Source organism: Niallia sp. HCP3S3_B10, from assembly GCF_052064465.1.
In the GTDB taxonomy this organism is placed as follows: domain Bacteria; phylum Bacillota; class Bacilli; order Bacillales; family Cytobacillaceae; genus Niallia; species Niallia hominis.
In genome coordinates, this window is sequence record NZ_JBQHVO010000141.1 from 1 (window position 1) to 1,210 (window position 1,210).

At 48.3% G+C, this 1,210-nt stretch carries 2 rRNA genes; both read left to right on the top strand.

Annotated features, from left to right (window positions below):
* Positions 1 to 497 (top strand): 16S ribosomal RNA (locus tag ACTNDN_RS24865); the annotation flags it as partial.
* Positions 498 to 715: 218 nt separating this feature from the next.
* Positions 716 to 1,210 (top strand): 23S ribosomal RNA (locus ACTNDN_RS24870); the annotation flags it as partial.

A 1,210-nucleotide genomic window follows, 5' to 3' on the forward strand; every position in this document is an offset into this window, starting at 1 on the left:
CAGGTGGTGCATGGTTGTCGTCAGCTCGTGTCGTGAGATGTTGGGTTAAGTCCCGCAACGAGCGCAACCCTTGATCTTAGTTGCCAGCATTTAGTTGGGCACTCTAAGGTGACTGCCGGTGACAAACCGGAGGAAGGTGGGGATGACGTCAAATCATCATGCCCCTTATGACCTGGGCTACACACGTGCTACAATGGATGGTACAAAGGGCAGCAAAGCGGTGACGCCTAGCAAATCCCATAAAACCATTCTCAGTTCGGATTGTAGGCTGCAACTCGCCTACATGAAGCTGGAATCGCTAGTAATCGCGGATCAGCATGCCGCGGTGAATACGTTCCCGGGCCTTGTACACACCGCCCGTCACACCACGAGAGTTTGTAACACCCGAAGTCGGTGGGGTAACCATTTGGAGCCAGCCGCCTAAGGTGGGATAGATGATTGGGGTGAAGTCGTAACAAGGTAGCCGTATCGGAAGGTGCGGCTGGATCACCTCCTTTCTAAGGAAAATGGAATGTACATTCCATCAAAGATTGTTGACGATTTGTTGTTCAGTTTTGAGGGAGCAATTCCTCAAAAGTAGGCTTATAATAAGCCAATTGTTCCTTGAAAACTAGATTATGAATAGTAAAAACAAGAAAGAAACCGAGTAATCGCCATCTTAGATTCTCTATTTTAAATAGAAGAATTGAAATAAACTAAGGCTTTTAAGCCAATTAGTTAAGTTAGAAAGGGCGCACGGTGGATGCCTTGGCACTAGGAGCCGATGAAGGACGGGATTAACACCGATATGCTTTGGGGAGCTGTAAGTAAGCTTTGATCCAGAGATTTCCGAATGGGGAAACCCTCTATCCGTAATGGGATAGAATCTTTACCTGAATACATAGGGTACTGAAGGCAGACCCGGGGAACTGAAACATCTAAGTACCCGGAGGAAGAGAAAGCAAACGCGATTCCCTGAGTAGCGGCGAGCGAAACGGGATTAGCCCAAACCAAGAGGCTTGCCTCTTGGGGTTGTAGGACACTCTATATGGAGTTACAAAGGAACGGGGTAGACGAATCGATCTGGAAAGGTCAGTCGTAGAAGGTAAAAACCCTGTAGTCGAAACTTCGTTCCCTCTTGAGTGTATCCTGAGTACGGCGGGACACGAGAAATCCCGTCGGAAGCAGGGAGGACCATCTCCCAAGGCTAAATACTCCCTAGTGACCGATA